The organism is Shewanella inventionis, assembly GCF_019931735.1.
Classification (GTDB): Bacteria; Pseudomonadota; Gammaproteobacteria; order Enterobacterales; family Shewanellaceae; genus Shewanella; species Shewanella inventionis.
On record NZ_CP082926.1, the window covers coordinates 2,906,850 to 2,922,692 of the forward strand.

The 15,843-nt window shown below is 40.7% G+C and carries 12 protein-coding genes; 4 read left to right on the plus strand and 8 right to left on the minus strand.

What is annotated here, in order from left to right; genetic code table 11:
* The first annotated feature begins 67 nt into the window (after positions 1–67).
* On the plus strand, positions 68–706 hold the full coding sequence (locus K8B83_RS12925; RefSeq protein WP_223417380.1) for a hypothetical protein: 639 nt from the start codon (positions 68–70) through the stop codon (positions 704–706).
* 400 nt (positions 707–1,106) lie between these two features.
* On the opposite strand, the gene K8B83_RS12930 is transcribed toward K8B83_RS12925, so the two are convergent.
* From K8B83_RS12930 to K8B83_RS12960, 7 genes are all read right to left on the minus strand, one after another.
* Entirely contained in the window at positions 1,107–4,220 is a 3,114-nt protein-coding gene (locus K8B83_RS12930) for an HsdR family type I site-specific deoxyribonuclease (RefSeq protein WP_223417381.1), read from the minus strand.
* Positions 4,221–4,288: 68 nt separating this feature from the next.
* A complete protein-coding gene (locus tag K8B83_RS12935; protein ID WP_223417382.1) occupies positions 4,289–4,642 on the minus strand; it encodes a winged helix-turn-helix transcriptional regulator in 354 nt (117 codons plus the stop codon).
* Positions 4,642–5,697, minus strand: a complete 1,056-nt coding sequence (locus K8B83_RS12940) for a virulence RhuM family protein (RefSeq protein WP_223417383.1) — start codon at positions 5,695–5,697, stop codon at positions 4,642–4,644. The genes K8B83_RS12935 and K8B83_RS12940 overlap by 1 nt, the downstream gene beginning before the upstream one ends.
* Complete coding sequence (locus tag K8B83_RS12945) at positions 5,697–6,935, minus strand: restriction endonuclease subunit S (RefSeq protein WP_223417384.1); 1,239 nt, start codon at positions 6,933–6,935, stop codon at positions 5,697–5,699. The genes K8B83_RS12940 and K8B83_RS12945 overlap by 1 nt, the downstream gene beginning before the upstream one ends.
* Complete coding sequence (locus K8B83_RS12950; protein WP_223417385.1) at positions 6,932–8,491, minus strand: type I restriction-modification system subunit M; 1,560 nt, start codon at positions 8,489–8,491, stop codon at positions 6,932–6,934. Before K8B83_RS12950 ends, K8B83_RS12945 begins: the two co-directional genes overlap by 4 nt.
* Positions 8,492–8,560: 69 nt before the next feature.
* Positions 8,561–9,532, minus strand: coding sequence for a WYL domain-containing protein (locus K8B83_RS12955; protein WP_223417386.1), 972 nt, complete (start codon positions 9,530–9,532; stop codon positions 8,561–8,563).
* Between the two features lie 644 nt (positions 9,533–10,176).
* Positions 10,177–10,398, minus strand: a complete 222-nt coding sequence (locus K8B83_RS12960) for a helix-turn-helix domain-containing protein (RefSeq protein WP_223417387.1) — start codon at positions 10,396–10,398, stop codon at positions 10,177–10,179.
* Positions 10,399–10,488: 90 nt separating this feature from the next.
* Here K8B83_RS12960 and K8B83_RS12965 point away from each other — a divergent pair, with 90 nt between their 5' ends.
* The 3 genes from K8B83_RS12965 to K8B83_RS12975 are packed head-to-tail and all read left to right on the plus strand — an operon-like array spanning position 10,489 to position 12,566.
* Complete coding sequence (locus K8B83_RS12965) at positions 10,489–10,740, plus strand: hypothetical protein (protein WP_223417388.1); 252 nt, start codon at positions 10,489–10,491, stop codon at positions 10,738–10,740.
* On the plus strand, positions 10,733–11,950 hold the full coding sequence (locus K8B83_RS12970) for an Arm DNA-binding domain-containing protein (protein WP_223417389.1): 1,218 nt from the start codon (positions 10,733–10,735) through the stop codon (positions 11,948–11,950). Before K8B83_RS12965 ends, K8B83_RS12970 begins: the two co-directional genes overlap by 8 nt.
* Positions 11,943–12,566 (plus strand): HDIG domain-containing metalloprotein, encoded by a 624-nt coding sequence (locus tag K8B83_RS12975; RefSeq protein WP_223417390.1) that lies wholly within the window; start codon positions 11,943–11,945, stop codon positions 12,564–12,566. Before K8B83_RS12970 ends, K8B83_RS12975 begins: the two co-directional genes overlap by 8 nt.
* A gap of 1,011 nt (positions 12,567–13,577) precedes the next feature.
* Here K8B83_RS12975 and K8B83_RS12980 read toward each other — a convergent pair.
* A complete protein-coding gene (locus tag K8B83_RS12980; protein WP_223417391.1) occupies positions 13,578–15,728 on the minus strand; it encodes a putative bifunctional diguanylate cyclase/phosphodiesterase in 2,151 nt (716 codons plus the stop codon).
* Positions 15,729–15,843: the final 115 nt, after the last annotated feature.

Consider the following 15,843-nt stretch of genomic DNA (forward strand, 5'->3'; position numbering starts at 1 on the left):
CGATGGTATTGAGTGATCGCGATGAATGGTATTAGGTGATCGGCTTAGATGGTATTAGGTGATCGCGATGCATGAGAATATGCACATAGAAAATAGTATTAAAGAACTAGCCAGAAGAACTCCCTCTAGCGACCTTTCCCATTGCCAGAATATAGATCACTACATCCAGAAACTTGGATTTAATAATCGCCATCACCTTAAGACTTATCTGAGTGCTCAAAAACCTAATAGTCCGATTTTTACTCAATTAGCCAAAGCAATATGTGCTATCCGTGAACCGAGTACAGAGCCTTATGGAGCTCTTGAGTTTGTAGAGTACCGAACTGGATATCGAATTCGCGGTGGCTACAACGTTGATGTTCATGACATTTGGCTCGGCTTAGATGCTGATTATCGTGATGTCAGAATTCCAAGTGGGGACTTTGATGCCAAAAGAGTTGTACCTTATACTAGAAACGATGCTGATACGACTATATATGTAATAGAGAATCTATACGAGCTACAGGCGTGGGAAAAGCATAAGTGGCAAGGAATGGCAGTTGTGTCCTTTACATTAATACAAACTCATTACAAACATTTTTTCGCGTCTGAGGGCAGGCTTATCGAAGGCTATGATGAAGATCATGCACGTAAAGTCATACAAGCAAGAACTGAAATACGCAGGATTCTTGGTAATAGTGGCTTAACTATTGATGAAGTTCTTTAGTATTTAAGCTCTTTGTATAATTAGGGATATCTAGCCCCACCAGTAGATAATACAATATCCATGATATTGTATTATCTCGCCATGACCCCACGTGGCGAGATCAATGTGAGAAATCTCAGGGAGCAATGTGTTGGTTTAAGACTCACTTCTTAAGGTATGAAGGTTCATAAAGTCACCGGCGGTGACTTAGATACAATAAATCCAGATCTATTGACACACAGATATTTTGGATCTAACAAGCTATTCAAGACCATTAGTAGCCTAGCTAGCGACAAACCTTCATTATTTCCTGTCATAAAACCATCCTTAAACCTAAATAAATTCTACTCACCAAAAGAATAGATTCTGTAAAATCTATATCATCGAGCAAGCGAGCGGCACTTAAATAGATCGTCATTTTTTATATCTGTCCACCCACACCTTTAAACTTCTCAACAAAAGTGGCAATTTTCTGAAAAACCGTTTGCTTCTGAGTTCGGTACTGTGGGTTCAATGGGCTAAGTTTGGGCAGCGCCTCATTAAGTGCAGTGCCATTTTCAGAGGCGTACTCACGTTTGAGTGATGACGCAATATAGCGTTTGGCTGCTTCTTCATTGAGCTTTTCAGAGGCAATAATGGCATTGGCTTCGCGCTTCTGCTCCGCCTGGGCGAACTTGAAGAAGGCGTCGATAATGCTGGCTTTGTCATTGATCTCATCTAGGTTTGTCTGGTTAATAAAATCAACCACCAAGCTCTCCTTCGCTCTATTGCCAAGGCTACCGCGGATCATACGACGAACATCTTCAATCAAGCCTTCTTTGCTCTTGTTCTTCTTATTGTGATCAAAAATCAGTTCAAGAATGTAATCGAGGTTAATTTCTTGAGATTTAAGCAAATCAATTTCAAAGACCACATCGTCCCAGTCTACCGTTGACTTATCTTTGTCCTGACCTTCTTTATCGCGTCGCAACCAGTCGCGGGTATCGTTGTAGGTAGAGCGATAATCTTGAATAGCACGCTCGCTTGGCATATCGATGGTTTGCATTGCCTCGATGTCAGCATCGTCCAAATAGTACTTTGACTTGAACTCTTCAACAGCTTGTTCATCACTAGTATCTAAGCTTTGCAGTGCTTTTAATCCAGCAAACTCATCGTAGTTTTGTAAAATATTTTCTGCTTTGAGGTATTCACCAAATAGCTTGGCAAATTCCTTTTTATCTTGTTCTTTTTCAATATTTTCTGGGTTTGGAAAACGTTCTTGCAGTTCTTTTACGATATCAACAAAACCACGACGCGCTTGGCCAGTAGCAATATCGTTAAAGCCTTCCATGTATTCTTTGTAACTCTTCTCCAACACCACGTTTTTGGTGTTTTTGTCACCAAACAAGGTGATGGCATCAATGGTTGCCTGCTCCAAGTCCCGGAAGGTAACAATATTGCCGAAAGTCTTCGTTGCATCATAAATGCGGTTAGTGCGAGAAAATGCCTGCATCAAGCCGTGATAGCGCAAATTCTTATCAACAAACAAGGTGTTGAGCGTAGGCGCATCAAAGCCCGTTAAAAACATACCGACCACGATAAGCAGATCTATTTCTTGATTCTTCACGCGCTGGGCAAGGTCACGGTAGTAGTTCTGAAAGCCATTACTGTCCACGCCATAGTTAGATTTAAACATGGCGTTGTAATCCGTAATCGCGGCGCTCAAAAACTCTTTTGCACTGCTGTTCATAGCGCTAACTTCAAAACTCTCATCTAAAATATCACCAATGGCGTCCTGCTCTTCATTGGCAGCAAATGAGAAGATAGTCGCAATGCGCAGAGGTTTACTTGTGGGTCCATTCTCAGCCTCGGCCTGCAATGTTTTGAAGGTTTCATAGTACACTTTCGCCGCATCAACACTACTTACCGCAAACATGGCGTTAAAGCCTTTCGCGCCAGAATAGGCTCGATGGGTTTTCTGGTTAAAATGATTGAGAATGTACTGTGAGATTTCACGAATGCGCATCGGGTGTAAGAACGCTTGTTTGTTCTCAGCGGCACTGAGTTTTTTATCATCCTGTTCAGTCTCAATACTCTTAAATTGCGGGCGAACGTCGTTATAGTCCACTTTGAACTTGAGGACTTTTTCATCACGAATGGCATCGGTGATCACATAAGTGTGCAACTGCTGGCCAAACACGTCGCCCGTGGTTTCTGCACCCAGCGCGTTTTCTGGGAAAATTGGCGTACCGGTAAAGCCAAACTGGTAGTACTTTTTAAATTTCTTCTTCAGGTTTTTCTGCGCTTCACCAAACTGGCTTCGATGACACTCATCAAAAATAAATACCACTTGCTTGTTGTAAATAGGTAAATCACTTTCGCTTTTGATTAAGTTGTTGAGCTTTTGGATCGTGGTAACAACGATCTTGTTATCGTCTTTATCCAGGTTACTCTTAAGCCCTGCGGTACTATCTGAACCGTTCACACTATCAGGTGAGAAGCGCTGATACTCTTTCATGGTCTGATAGTCGAGATCTTTTCTGTCCACTACAAAAAAGACTTTATCGATACAGTCTAAATCGGTGGCCAAACGTGCCGCTTTAAAGCTGGTGAGTGTTTTACCTGATCCTGTAGTGTGCCAAATGTACCCACCGCTTTCGGTGTTGCTCCAATTCTTAGCGTTAAATGCGCTCTTAATCTTCCATAAAATGCGCTCTGTAGCAGCAATTTGGTAGGGGCGCATTACAAGTAAGGTATTGCTTACGTCAAACACCGAGTAACGCAAGATCACTTCAAGCAACGTCTCTTTCTGGAAAAAAGTGGCGGTAAAGTCTTTTAAATCCTTGATTAGCGTATTGTCTGATTTCGCCCAGTTCATCGTAAAATCGAAGCTGTTTTTGTCGCGCTTGGTTGTATTGGCAAAATAGCGCGTGTCGGTGCCATTAGAGATCACAAACAGCTGTAAGAACTTGTACAAGGAGTTCTCAGCATTAAAGCTTTCTTTGCTGTAGCGATGTATTTGGTTAAACGCCTCACGGATCGCCACACCACGCTTTTTCAGTTCGATTTGCACCAACGGCAAACCATTGACCAAAATCGTCACATCATAACGATTGGCATGGCTTCCCGTTTGCTCAAACTGCTTAATAACCTGCACTTTGTTACGCGCAATGGTCTTCTTGTCGAACAGGTAGATGTTTTCTATATGGCCATCATCAAAAACAAAATCGAAGATATAGTCACTGTGCACCTTGCGGGTTTTATCGAGAGTATTGTCGCTGGGTGTGTTCAGGTATTGCTCACAAAATCGAACCCACTCGGCATCGGTAAACTCAACTTTATTCAGGGCTTGTAGCTGCTTGCGTACATTCGCCAGCATGGCATCGGGTGTCGTTAGGGCAGGTAAATACTCATAGCCCTGATTACTTAGATCCTGAATCAGCTCACGCTCTAAATCACCTTCGCTCTGAAAGTTTTCTGCTACTTTCCATTCTTTAGTGTATTTATCTAAAACGATAAAATTATTGGATTCTGCAACTGCTTTATACGTTGTCATTCATCTACATCCTGTATCTTTTCGTTAGCAATGGTGTTTTCCCAAATGGAAATAGCCACAGCATCGCATTATTCAGTGACTTGCCAATGGCCGGTTTTATCTGAACCTACTCGGGTTAACCTGCCTTCTTTTTGTAGTTTGCTAATGGCACGACCAATGGTTCTAACGTCTTTATTCAAGGTATCCGCGAGTTGTTGTCGGGTCAGCTCGGGCGTGCTACTCAGCAATGCTAAAATAGCCTCAGGCGTTTTAAGGCCCGTTAAATTCAGAAGGACATTTACAGGGGCGTTTCGGCCTACCTTTAGAAGGGCGTTTACAGAGGCATTCAACTGGCTGGCGTTTAATTCACCCACCTGCTGGCTGATTTGTGCCACTAAATTCAAAATATCGGTGGTAATGGTAAACGGCGGTTGGTAGACCATTACTCTGTATCCTTTTTCTTACTATCTTGCCCAAGTAGCTTTTTAACCTCACGATCAAAATCTGATTCGTACAACCTGTCTTGTATAACACGGTATTTTTCAAATTCGCTTTCAGCGTGGGCCTTTGCAATGGTGGCCGTGACTTTGCCTGCATCTTGTAACACTTCGCGGTCAGTGGCTTCGATAAAGCGATTAAGCCTTAGCTCCCAATCGGCCATCGTCATTGGGATTTGCCTCAATGCCATGTCTTCGGCCAAATCAAGATAGGCGTTGACCAGCCTTTGCAGTTGCGCCAATTCATTATCAGTTAAATAATTCTTGGCAATACTGACATCAAATTTTTGAATTTTGCCTTGCGGAGCCGCTTTCCAAGAGGTTAGTCCCATGTTGTCTTTTTCGGCATCAGCGCGGTGATAGACAACTTCAGCAGCGGTTTGACCATGAATCGCCCAGTGCAATTTATTTTGCACCGTAGCGAAAAAGCGTTTTGTTACTTGCCCTGTTACATCGTAATCGATTGATGTTGCGTAAATATCGGTGATTTTTTGATAAAATTTGCGCTCACTCAGGCGTATTTCACGAATGCGAGCTAATTGCTCTTCGAAATACTTTTTGCCCAATATCGTGCCATCATTTTTTAGGCGTTCATCGTCCATGGCAAAGCCTTTGATGGTGTATTGGTTAAGCACCTCAGTAGCCCATTTTCTAAACTGTACAGCCCGCTCTGAGTTCACCTTGTAGCCCACTGCAATGGTTGCAGCAAGTTTGTAATGCTTAGTGTTGTAGTTTTTGCCATCCTTAGCAGTTATTCGAAAATCTCGAATAACTGAATTTTCTTCTAATTCTCTGTCACCAAAAATCTTTTTAAGGTGATAGTTAATGGTATGAGTTTCTACATCATACAACACACCCATCATTTTCTGGCTTAGCCAAATATCCTCATCGGCATAAATGGCTTCAACGCCGCCTTCACCCGTGGCCGCAATAAAGGTAAGGTACTCGGCAGCAGAAGAACGAAGAATGGTCGCTGGCGGTGTTTTGCTTGATTTACTCATTAAGCTGCCTCATCTGATTTCGGAAAGCTTAATAACAGGTCACGATAATACTCGTATTGCTTTTGACGTAACTCGATTTCGCGGGGAAGGCCTTCGGTGATGGAGGTAGTCAGTATCTCGAACTTATCCAAAATAGCCACGATACGTTCTTGCTCGTTCAACGACTTTTTCTCATCATTCGGATACGGTACGGGAATTTTTACCTTCGAAAAGCCTTTAATCAATAATGTATTGATTTTCGTGCGTGCAACATATTTAGCTTTTGAAGCAATAAAATTTGCTGTCTGCATACAATAGGAAACATATTTAGGATTCATGCGATGGCGTAGCGCATAACAGTGGTCGTGTATTGCCACCTTGTCACTACCGAGCCAAGCGGTAGCTTTACCAACCTCTTCCACGGTTTCTCCTACGTCTGTAAATACGACATCTCCCGATTCAACGTATCGCAATGATTCTGCTAGTTCTAAACGAACTTGTGATAGCGCATGAGTGGTAAATGTTCCAAAGTGAGTATAAATTTCTCCATAATGCAAAACCTGAACTCCACCATCACTTACATAGTCAGCTTTTGTAAATCGCTTACCACGAATAAATTCACCGACTTCACCTAACGTCTTCCACTCAACTTCGCCATCTTCAAAACTCAACAACTGGTCGCGGTAGTAGTTGTATTGTTTTTTCCGCATGTTAAGCTCGGCGGTCAGCTCGGCGGTCAGCTCGGCGGTCATGGCGGTAAATGCGTCCAGAATACGCACAATTTCAGCTTGTATTGCCAGCGATTTTTCTGGGTTATCTGGGCATGGTATGGGGAGCGGTATATCAACCAGCTTTCCTTTGGTCAGCTTGGCGCGACCACCACCAGATAAAAACGGAACAAAGTTAACAATACAAAGATAGTGATATAGGTAGCGTGTATTGAGACCTTCTTTACCTCTCACAACATGAACATGGTTGTTTGCCCAGAACCGACCCGTTGCGTATTGAATAGAGTAGTTATCAAGACTTGCTGAACCATCTTCAGCAATAAGCACGAACTCACCATCATGTGTGTAGCCGTCAACATAATCTTGAATGTTGTTTGCGCCATAATACGGCGTTTCTCCTGCTACACGCAGCGCAGCTTTTACGGGCTTTCGACCACTATTGGCTATTTCAACCGCGTGTTCATTCCCTAGCGTCGTCCACTCAACCTCAACCCCATCCAGCAGTTTCTCTAAATAGTTCAACTGACTCATGCCTCAACCTCCTCACCTTCAATTTCCGCCACAATGGCGTCAATATCACTGCGAAGCGCATCAATTTTAGCAACGGTGGTTTTAAGTTCGGCATTAAGCTCCGCAATATTCACTAACTCACGGTTGTCTTTCGCTTCTACATAACTGCTCACCGAGAGGTTGTAGCTGTTGCCTGCTATGACGTCCAAATCAACCGATTTAGCAAAGTGATCCACGTTCTCTTTGCTGGCAAACACTTTCATGATGTCTTCAATATGCTGCTCAGTCAGCACGTTATTATTGGTTTCTTTTTTAAACAAACCGCTGGCATCAATAAACTGGGTGGTGGTGTCAGTTTTGTGCTTAGACAGCACTAAAATATTCACCGCAATGGTGGTGCCAAAGAACAGATTTGGTGCCAATGAAATCACGGTTTCAACGTAGTTGTTATCTACAAGGTACTGGCGAATTTTTTGCTCAGCACCACCACGGTAAAAAATACCGGGGAAGCAAACAATGGCTGCGCGGCCTTTGCTTGATAGGTAACTTAGCGCATGCAGCACAAAGGCAAAGTCGGCTTTTGATTTAGGCGCAAGCACACCTGCGGGCGCAAAGCGGTCATCGTTGATCAAGGTTGGGTCGTCGCTACCAATCCATTTCACCGAATAAGGCGGGTTAGAGACAATCGCATCAAAGGGTTTGTCATCTAAAAAGTGTGGTTCGGTTAAGGTATCACCCAACTGAATATTAAACTTGTCGTAGTTAATGTTGTGCAAAAACATATTCATACGCGCCAAGTTATAGGTGGTGTGGTTGAGCTCTTGACCAAAAAAACCATCTTCAATGATATGCGCATCAAAGTGCTTTTTAGCTTGTAAGAGCAATGAACCGGAGCCCGCTGCAGGGTCATAAATTTTATTCACACTGGTTTGGCCGTGCATGGCGAGCTGCGCGATCAATTTTGAGACGTGCTGAGGCGTGAAAAATTCGCCACCGGATTTACCCGCATTGGCGGCATAGTTTGAAATAAGAAACTCGTAGGCATCACCAAACAGGTCGTTTTCATTGTCTTCAAATTGAGTAATATTTAGCCCAGACACACCTTTTAATACGGCAGCAAGGCGTTTGTTCTTGGCGTCTACTGTATTGCCTAAACGATTACTGGTGGTATCAAAATCCGCAAACAAGCCTTTGATGTCTTTTTCTGAATCATAGCCATTGGCTGAGTTTTCAATTGCAGCAAAAATTGCTGCCAAATCCGTATTTAAATTTTCGTTTTTGTGTGCATTGGCAGCAACATTACTAAACAACTGGCTAGGAAGAATAAAATAGCCTTTTGTACGAATAGCATCATCTTTTGCCGCTATGATATTTTCATCGCTGTCGTCCATTGCTGCATAGTTAACGCTTTCGTCACCACCAGTAATGTAGACTTCAAAGTTCTCACTGATAAAGCGGTAGAACAGCGTACCCAATACATACTGCTTAAAATCCCAGCCATCCACTGAGCCTCGCACATCGTTGGCAATCGCCCATATTTGGCGCTGAAGTTCGGCACGTTGTTGTAAACTTGTCATCTGTTAATTCCTGCTTTTAATTCGTCATAATTCGTTTATTGGTTACGCAATGTTCACAGTCGTCGAACATCATTCGTTAAACCCTGGAGCTAAATTCAAATTTCCGACCCCGTAGAGTGTCGGAGTATTCTTTAACCAAAGCTGGTATTCAGTGCCTTGAAGGCTGTGCGCTTTGGAACAATCCACATGCCATTGGCGAAGCAAATACCCAGCGGTTGCAGCTCTAATCTCAACCTTTAGAACGCCACCCGTCATGCCATAGTCCAGCTCTATCGCTTTGCTGTGCTCAATACGTGGATGCGGCACTAACTCTAACTCAACAAAGCGATTCCATTGCCGATCTTGGGTTTCTAGTTCAGCTTCAGATAACCTTGAGTCTTCAAGTACAACCGCTGCTTTAATTCGGGTCAGCACAAAGTCACGGAACCCATTTGGCGCTCCGCTTGGGCCATGCTTGCGATCAAAACTACGAACATGCCAACGCAGACCATTGTCCACCAACGTATGCGGCACAATTTCACGCGTGGTTTCACCGCTCGATAACGACACATAGGTGATACTCAAGACTTTGCCTTTGTGTATGGCTTCGGTGACTTTCGCCACTATCGATAGATTCGGTTTGTTAAGGTGATAAGGCGCTTCACAAGCCAGCGGTGGTTTTACCTTTCCAGTGAAGCCATCGCCGTACCCTTGGCTAATCGTCGCCAGCGTTCTCACAACGTCATAGTCGAACAAGGGCACAAAAGCTTCACCGCGCTTATGCAACTTGAGCTTTTGGTCATACTCAATGTTGCCTGGCGCAAGCTCTCGATACATTGTGAAGTCTTTCGTTGCTTGTGCAGCGGCTATGCTGAAGCGATCGACTAAATCCGCCCGCACCGCGTCTCCCTTAAACAATAAAGTGAAATCGATGTGGGCAATGCGATCCCTGGTTGCTTGTGGCAACTGCGCTATCTGCGAAAGCCTATCTGGCTTTCCTTTCGCGCCTTCTTTAGCGAGTGAACTCGCTGGTACCGTTTGTTTCAGAGCATCATTTGTCATGCGTCTTGTTTATCCAATTCAACCAGATTCTTAAAAATTCTGTTTATAAAGTAAGGACCGACATCGCGTAATCACATTGAAAAGCATAACTCAATGCTGCTCTTCATCCGCAATGACTTAGCAATCTCTAACGGTTGAAGCTGGACAGATGGACATAAAACACTGAGTAGGCTTCAACCTAATTAATTTTATTAGGTGTCATGCTATCACAAATTATTTTGTAGGGAAGACTGAGCGGCAACTTTTTGATCTTAATTGCAATTAATGCTCAGTGCTTGTGATTAGAAGTTATGCTCTTGGTCTTGGCCTTAGAGATAGCAGATATCAATGCGCTTACCGAGTCAGCGATATCACTTATATTATTGCTATGAGATATTCCACGTCCTATAGCAAAACACATCAGAGCGCATAGTTCGCTAACCTGCCCCGCCAAACAACTACTGCCTGCACAGACCTTAGGACGTTAACAATTCAAAAAATCGCCAATGAGGCGAACACTTCACCTGAGTAAATCGACTTATTTATTAAAGTTTTTAGAAAGTGAATGCAAATCACATGGGAGGAAAAAGACAAATGATTGACCGCCTATCGAGATAAATCTAAAAAACAAAAATCGTATCAGTCATTTAAGTATCAATAACAATTTAAGGCTTAACATGCTCAATGATGTCTTCAACTTTACAGTCAAAGTAAATACACAAAGCATCAAGTGTGCGCGTTGTTGTCGAATAATTGGTATTAGAAGACATTTTAGAGATAGCAGCCTTATTCACACCAGCAGCCGTAGCAACTTCATCAAGTGTGATTTTTCGTTTTTCTATTGATGATTTTTTAGCTATTAATTCTTTTAGGTTATATTTAATCATGTTTTTATATCTAAATATTATCAAAAGTATCCTTGCAAGAAACTTCAAATATGGTTAAATTGGTTTAAAGTTTCTTGTGAGGATACGAAAATGAGTTTACAGCCAAAAACACTGCTTACTGCTAAAGAGCTTTCACCACTCATAAAATTCAATCCAGATTACATCAACAGTAAATTGAAGGACAAGGTTTTTTTTGAAGGAGTTCATTACATTAGGCCGTTTGGATCACGAAAAATTTTTTATGTGTGGGAACAGATAGAAAAAGAACTGTATCAACACACCAGATACCAAACTCAAAAGGTCATTATTCCTATGGCTAAGGGAGGTATTTGTCATGGCTAGTATCAGATCTCGTAACCAAAAACTTTTTTTTGATTTTTACTATCAGGGTATTCGATGTCGTGAACAGACGTCTTTAAATGATACCAAGCTTAACCGTAGTCGGTTAGAGGGTGTGTTACGTAATATAGAAGCTCAAATCCGATTGGATCGCTTTGTTTACTCAGATATATTTCCTGATAGTAAACGTTGTGAGGATTTTAAAAAATATGATGACCAAATCAAGTTAGTCAAAGAAAGTGAACCAGAACCGACGGAGCATTTACTGTTTAACATTCCCACTTTTAGTCAATTCGCTAGCGAATGGCTTGCTGAAAACCGTGTTCATTGGAAGATTAGCCATAATAAAAATGTGACTATGATTTTTGAAAAATATTTAATCCCTGAGTTTGGTTCATTTAACCTGGACCAAATAACACGGCCACAAATTATCAAATACCGCGCGAGTATTATTCAACCTAAGCGAAAGCATTCGAATAAGCTCAGTAATGATTGGATCAATCATGTGATGACACCTTTGCGTGGCATTTTAAATGAAGCTGCTATGCGCTTTGACTTCCCTACTCCGTTTATCAATATCAAACCGTTAAAGATTGATAAGACGGCTATTGAACCATTTTCACTGGCTGAAGTGCAGTTTTTCTTGTCTAGAGTACGTGATGACTTTAAAGACTATTACATTGTGAGATTTTTTACCGCAATGAGAACGGCTGAAATCGATGGACTTAAATGGCAATTTGTTAATTTGGACCGAAACGAAATTTTGATCCAGGAAACGCTGGTTGACGGAAATGTTGAAACACCTAAAACATCGGCGTCTTATCGCAGTATTCAATTGTCTCAACCCGTGGTGGATGCACTTAAAAGACAGCGGAAAGTCACTGGCAATAAGGATTATGTATTTTGTAATGCTAATGGCAACCCTCTTGATCATCGCAACGTAACAAAACGTGTTTGGTATCCTGCATTGAATGAAATGCGCTTAAAAAAACGGCGACCATACCAAACTAGGCATACATGCGCGACCTTATGGTTAGCCGCAGGAGAAAACCCAGAATGGATTGCAAAACAAATGGGGCATAGCACGACCAAAATGTTATTTGAAGTCTATAGCCGCTATGTACCCAACGCCACAAGACAAGATGGAAGTGCGTTTGATCGTCTTATTGAGCAAGTGAATTTTAATACCATGTTGGAGAATGTTGATGAATAAACCAATATTTGTCTGGGTTAAAAATATTCAATTTGGTGCACATCTGCCTACTGCAAACTGTGAATTTATTTCATCCAATAACGTGGTTAACGCAATTATGACAGCAGAAACCGCCAGGAACTGTCAGTTTACTCATGGTCTGGCACAAATGGTAATAGCACACGACTATCAAGGTAATACTGTGGTTTGTGCTATCAAACCTGTGCACATTCAATGCACTGAAGGGCAATTTATCAAAATGGTGAATTTTTCTCACAATAAGAATGAGGGGCTGGTTGGTCGATTTTTGAAACTGCTCAGTTTTGTGTCGGTTAAGGAGCTACTGCCTTTCGTCGTTTTTATCCTCAATAATGAAGAAGTACTTAAGCTATTCATGCGCTCTGAAGCCAGTTTTAAGCATCATCATTGCTATCTTGGTGGCCTATTTGAGCATAGTATTGAGGTAGCTGAAATGACTTATCAAAATGCTAAACATCTAGGTCATTCAGACATAGAGTGCCAAACAGGCCTAGTTGCGGCGTTATTTCATGATATTGGTAAAATCTACCCTGCACTCAACATGAACAATGAAAAATATTGTTCAGGCCCTCATGAGAGCTATAATTTGCCTTACTAGCTAAACCGCTAGGTGAATTAGGGAGTCGTAACAGCCGAATATTTTCGATGTTAACCGAGCTTTTAGCCGGGAAACCATACGGACACAAGACTCGCTACCCAATTGAACATGTATTAAAACAAGCGGATCGAAGCTCTGCCGAATCTAACTATGCCAAAATTCAATTTGACGCTCTACCGTCACATTATTACTTTACTAAAGTAAATGGCAACGTGATGTATAGACTCAATAGCTCTAGCTAAATCAAGGAGGCTTGAAAGGATGAGCATATTAATGAGTAGCGTAAAGGAGTGGGCTGAGAAAAATTTAAGCTCATTGAATATTGTTAGATAAAGTTCTCTTTTAATCGTTGTTTTTATACAAATGATGGGCAGAAAATAATATTGGGCATTAGCGGTTAATCCACAACTCACTCGATGAATAATCAATTCGACTGAAAAGAATTTAGCTTAAATTTAATCTAAATGACATCAATCACTTGTTAAGTAATGAGAAAAACCGCTTCGAAGGCGGCTTTTTAAAGAGTGGGATTATCCGAATATTCGACTCAGGTAATAGAGCATACTAAAGGTCGCTAAAAGAGATAGCCCGATGATAGTAAAAGACATTGCTACTGACATATTACCCTCTTACGTTATGTGGTTCCACTGCGTCTTGTAAAAAGCATAACAGCAGTCATCAAACTCCGAAATATCTGTTGTAATAACCCCTGCTAGTTCAAGATGTATGGCAAGCCAATTTCAGGTGATTACTGCAACTTACTTCATGGACTGCTCGTCTTTATCTTCAGCTTGTTTAGCCTTGAATGAATGAAAGATAATGATGTGATAAATACCCAGAGTTAAAGCACCAATGATGACAATGCCTATTTAAAATAGGGCGAGATCGTAACTCAAAAATTCTGAAATCATCATTTACCTCATTGACATGGATAGGCCCATTAAGCTTTAAACATTAGGACTAAACATTGAGTGCTAGTACAGTTAAATTGCTCACCCCATCGAATAAAACCTATATTCTGGCACAAATCCAAGGTGGAGACGAATTCCACAACTGAATCCAAGCAGGTACTGCGCAAGCTGTCATTGGCCTGGCTATACCGAAGCCTTGCGCTTTATAACATCCCATCTTGAGTAATTGTTCACCATGTTCTTTGGTTTCTACGCCTTCAGCTATCACAGAACGACCAAAAGTCTTCGATAATTCAATAATACTTTTTACAATCGCTTGATCATCCATATCTTCTAACATGTCAATTACAAAGGATTTATCTATTTTTACAGCATCCGTCATCAACTTCCTCAAATAACTTAAAGATGAATACCCCGTACCAAAATCATCTAACGAAAAACATATCCCATATTGTTTACATTGATTAATAACGTCAGCAATATGCTGAGTATCTTTTATAATACTGGATTCTAGGATCTCAAATTCAAGTTGACCTGCTTGAAAATTATTGTTGAGAAATAAAACTTCATTTAATTGTTTTATAAAATCTTCATGTTGAAGTTGTAATGGACTGACATTCACACTTATTGGTATGGTTATTCCTATGCTGCGCCATTCATTGAGTTGCTTTATTGCCTGGTCAATTACCCATTTACCTAATTCAATTTCCATGGATGAACCTTCAATGTAAGGCAAAAATCGAAATGGTGGCAAAAGACCTTCTGTCGGATGCTGCCATCGAATAAGTGCCTCTAAACCTATAATTTCATTAGTTTTCATATTTATTTTGGGTTGGTAATATAAAACGAACTCTTTGTTATTAAACCCTTTGCTTATGTATTCAAGTTCTCGGTACTGTTGCTTTATGGCTACATCATTTTCAAAGTCAAATTCATGTATGCAATTCTTTCCCTGCTCTTTAGCTCTATACATAGCCTGATCAGCATGTCGAATTAGTATGTCAGCGTAGCTATCGTCTTCAGGATAAAAAGTTACCCCAATACTCACTGTGACTGACAGGAGTTTATTTTTTATAACAAAATTTTCTGCGATTGATGAAAGAATTCGCTGCAAGATATCTCTTGCTTGTTGGTGACTGTCTAAATCATCAAGAATCAAAACAAACTCATCACCGCCAAATCTTGCAAGAGTGTCATGTTCTCGTATAACTGTTTTAAACCTATTTGCAACAAAGCACAGAAACTCGTCACCTATGTCATGACCATAGGCATCATTTACCTCTTTAAATCCATCTAGATCTAAGAAGGCTATTGCTATATTTTTATTATATCTCTGAGCTTTGATAAGCGCTTGTTGCATTCTGTCAGCGAGTAGATTTCTATTTGGTAAATGTGTCAATTGATCATAGTTTGCAGCATACTTTAATTTCTCATTAACTTCTTTTAATACCTGATTGCTTTTTTCAAGTTTGCGTTGATTATTTTTTTCATCGCTAATATCTTGAAAAATACCACTTATTTTTATAATAACACCTTCAGAATACGTTATATTACAGGTCGTTCTAACGTCAATAAGTTGTCCTTTTGTTGTATAAGTCTCAAGCTCTAAGTCATATTCTTTACCAAGTTTAATTGCTGCATCAAAAGCATCTTGAAAAATCTTTTTCGAATCAGAATGTAAATAACTTACAACCAGCTCGATAGTAGGAGTAAATTCTTGAGGAGCAGTTTCATAAATTCTGTAAGTTTCATCTGTCCAAATCAATTCACCATTATTTAAGTTGAATTGCCAACCACCTAATTTTCCTATCCTTTGAGATTCTTTCAATAACTCGGTTGTGGTAGCTAGTAATTCTTCCTGTCGCTTACGAAAATCAATTTCTTGGTGTATTCCAATCATGCGAGTGGGTTTACCATCAGCATCCCATGAAATAGCTTTACCTGTAGACAATATCCACACGTAATGACCATTTTTGTGTTTTAAACGAACTTCTAACTCACAAAGGTCACTTTGACCTTGACAGTGATAATCAAAATTTCTAATTGCCTTAGGCAAATCATCTGGGTGAAGTACATCTATCCAAGTTTGGTAATCAATTGGCATTAGCTCAGATAAGCTATACCCTATAATTTCAGCCCAACGTTCATTACAAACAAGACCATTATTCTCTACACTCCAATCCCACACCCCGACTTTGGTCGCATCTAAAACTAACTCTTTAACCTCTGTGCTTATCTTATTTTCGTGCATGGTTTATATACTTTTTAACAAAAGTGTGGATTGAATCGGCTTTAAAAAGAACAATTTTTTTGTTAATTGATCAGAGTTCATATTCCTGCTTTCAATATTGATACAAAACTTGGTG

Coding starts and splice junctions, on each gene's coding strand:
- K8B83_RS12950 (WP_223417385.1), bottom strand. CDS start 8,491: ATGACAAGTTTACAACAACGTGCCGAACTTCAGCGCCAAATATGGGCG.
- K8B83_RS12925 (WP_223417380.1), top strand. CDS start 68: ATGCATGAGAATATGCACATAGAAAATAGTATTAAAGAACTAGCCAGA.
- K8B83_RS12935 (WP_223417382.1), bottom strand. CDS start 4,642: ATGGTCTACCAACCGCCGTTTACCATTACCACCGATATTTTGAATTTA.
- K8B83_RS12970 (WP_223417389.1), top strand. CDS start 10,733: ATGGCTAGTATCAGATCTCGTAACCAAAAACTTTTTTTTGATTTTTAC.
- K8B83_RS12975 (WP_223417390.1), top strand. CDS start 11,943: ATGAATAAACCAATATTTGTCTGGGTTAAAAATATTCAATTTGGTGCA.
- K8B83_RS12930 (WP_223417381.1), bottom strand. CDS start 4,220: ATGACAACGTATAAAGCAGTTGCAGAATCCAATAATTTTATCGTTTTA.
- K8B83_RS12945 (WP_223417384.1), bottom strand. CDS start 6,935: ATGAGTCAGTTGAACTATTTAGAGAAACTGCTGGATGGGGTTGAGGTT.
- K8B83_RS12955 (WP_223417386.1), bottom strand. CDS start 9,532: ATGACAAATGATGCTCTGAAACAAACGGTACCAGCGAGTTCACTCGCT.
- K8B83_RS12960 (WP_223417387.1), bottom strand. CDS start 10,398: ATGATTAAATATAACCTAAAAGAATTAATAGCTAAAAAATCATCAATA.
- K8B83_RS12980 (WP_223417391.1), bottom strand. CDS start 15,728: ATGCACGAAAATAAGATAAGCACAGAGGTTAAAGAGTTAGTTTTAGAT.
- K8B83_RS12965 (WP_223417388.1), top strand. CDS start 10,489: ATGAGTTTACAGCCAAAAACACTGCTTACTGCTAAAGAGCTTTCACCA.
- K8B83_RS12940 (WP_223417383.1), bottom strand. CDS start 5,697: ATGAGTAAATCAAGCAAAACACCGCCAGCGACCATTCTTCGTTCTTCT.